The organism is Bacillus sp. 05T31, assembly GCF_056396725.1.
In genome coordinates this window covers 1-384 of the sequence record NZ_JBFTMA010001470.1, presented here as the reverse complement: position 1 = coordinate 384, position 384 = coordinate 1, and the positions used below count along the sequence as shown (strand labels likewise).

Annotated in this window: 1 protein-coding gene; it reads right to left on the bottom strand. The window is 35.2% G+C overall.

Translation table 11 applies throughout. The annotated features are described in order from the left end of the window. The coding region (locus AC1DJR_RS33885) for an aconitase family protein (protein ID WP_477004661.1) at nt 1-384 on the bottom strand (384 nt) is incomplete at both ends.

The window sequence follows — 384 nt, the reverse complement described above, 5'->3', positions numbered from 1 at the left end:
GTATATAAAGCTTCATTTGAAGTTTGGATTTCATTCCAACGCTCATTGCTGTTAAATACTTGTGCATATTCTTTTTTGAACAATTCAGATGTAACAACACTTTGAACTACATCTTCAATTTCTTTAGCTGATGGCCAAATATCATTAAAGTAAACAGCATTACCATTTACATCTTTACCGATTTCATCATTTTTCAGGTCAATATCAACAGTACCTGCAAGTGCATATGCCACAACAAGTGGTGGTGATGCTAAGTAGTTTGCTTTTACAAGTGGATGAATACGACCTTCAAAGTTACGGTTACCAGATAGAACAGATGTTACTAATAAATCATTTGCTGCGATTGCTTCTTCTAATTCCTCTGCTAATGGACCAGAGTTACCG